The following is a 1,548-nucleotide window of genomic DNA, read 5'->3' as shown; positions in this document are numbered from 1 at the left end:
ACGCCGGTAGGGCCAGTGCTTAGCCGGTGTTTTTGCATGCTCAACTGCGGAAACACGGCTAAAATGTTAGGTGATGTGCGGCGGCATTATTTCAATCAAATAGTTGAGTATAATAGGGATCGTTAGTACATCTTGCATTTCTGCTTGTCTCAGTAAAAGGAAACGAAAGATATCGACCATTCCCTGATATGTCCAGTGAAGGAAATATCCTGGGAAAAGTCCATAACGCAATATCTCTACAGATATTTAAATCATGTATTTTGATTTTTTTGATTGCACCATATAGACCGTTTACAATCCCAGTCCCGGTACTCTTAGCGCCAATAATAAACAAGTGTCCAATTGGCAACTTACTCTCAAGTTCGTAATGTTTTTGGGTGCCATTCACATCTAGAATAAGTGAATCAGAAGAAACGGATATATTTAATTCTTGCCATGTTTTGATAGTAATAGGCGGTCCAATAAAAACTTGGCGAGGGTCAACTGCCCTGTTAACAACGCCAAGAAATATTTTTTGGTCTACACAAAGTTTCCAAACCTCTAATAGTCCTTTAGACCGTTGAAATCTGCTAGCGCCACTTCCCTCTTCAATACAAAATGACACAATAATTTCACTCATGGGACGCTCCGAATAAAAGTTAACATCAATCTCCAGTCTATAATTTTCTAAACGATTAAAACCACCATCAGGCACAAAACAATAATCATCGTAACTGAACACCAAGCACCCAGTATCCCTTTTTAAACTCCGAAGCGAACTAGTGGCTTTAGTCATCATTCGACCCAATTGTGTAGTTGTTTCAGGCAACTCTTGACTGACTGGTACGCATAAAGTTAAGTATTTCCTCTTTCCCCAATCAGGCAAAGTTTTCCACAGGTAACTTATAGTTTCATCAACAGATACCCAAAAAGCACGCTTCATTTTAGCATCAACAATGACAATAATTATTGGTAGTACTCGACCAATATAATCAAGTAAGTGGGACACCTTGAAACGATGTAGTAAATAACCATTTTTGTAGTTTGGTAAAGTTGTACCTTTAAGCTGGACTTCAAATAATACACCTGTTGATTGCCCATTTTCAAACACTTCCACCTGAAAATCTATCCCATAGTCAGGTTCTTGTTTTCGTATTACCCATGATTCGGGCATTGAAGAACAAAATACTTGTTGGGCTATTGTGTCAATTTCGTGAGTCTTCGTTCTTTGAGCCATAAACCCAGCTCCTATTATTTTTATTCTAAATATGAAACCTAGCCGCATTTCACCGTCACGGTAGGAACGCCGGTTGCCCGACGCCCCCCGCACAGATTCCCGGCGTGCGGAATTATCGCACCGGGCTCTTCAGGAATATTCGCCTCCGTAAGTCAGACAAAACTAAAGTCAAGTTCTAACTGGGTATTAGGGTTTTCCCTTATTCTAGGAACCTCAATTCTGTAGCGTCTGAGAAGTCGTCTAAACTGGCAGAGATTAAAACTTCGCCGCTGACTCCTCCGGTTCAGCCATTTGTAGAGTATTTTCTTGGTTATATAGTAGTATTCGTTCAG

At 40.2% G+C, this 1,548-nt stretch carries 1 protein-coding gene and 1 pseudogene; both read right to left on the bottom strand.

The window, feature by feature from the left end; genetic code table 11:
* Positions 1–91: 91 nt before the first annotated feature.
* Positions 92–1,216 (bottom strand): DUF4365 domain-containing protein, encoded by a 1,125-nt coding sequence (locus Ga0451573_RS18860; protein ID WP_231685743.1) that lies wholly within the window; start codon positions 1,214–1,216, stop codon positions 92–94.
* Positions 1,217–1,368: 152 nt separating this feature from the next.
* Positions 1,369–1,548: pseudogene (locus Ga0451573_RS18855) on the bottom strand (group II intron reverse transcriptase/maturase); the annotation flags it as partial.

The organism is Phosphitispora fastidiosa, assembly GCF_019008365.1.
Classification (GTDB): Bacteria; Bacillota; Thermincolia; order Thermincolales; family UBA2595; genus Phosphitispora; species Phosphitispora fastidiosa.
Note: the sequence above shows the minus strand (reverse complement) of the source record. Positions and strands in the feature narration are given on the sequence as shown.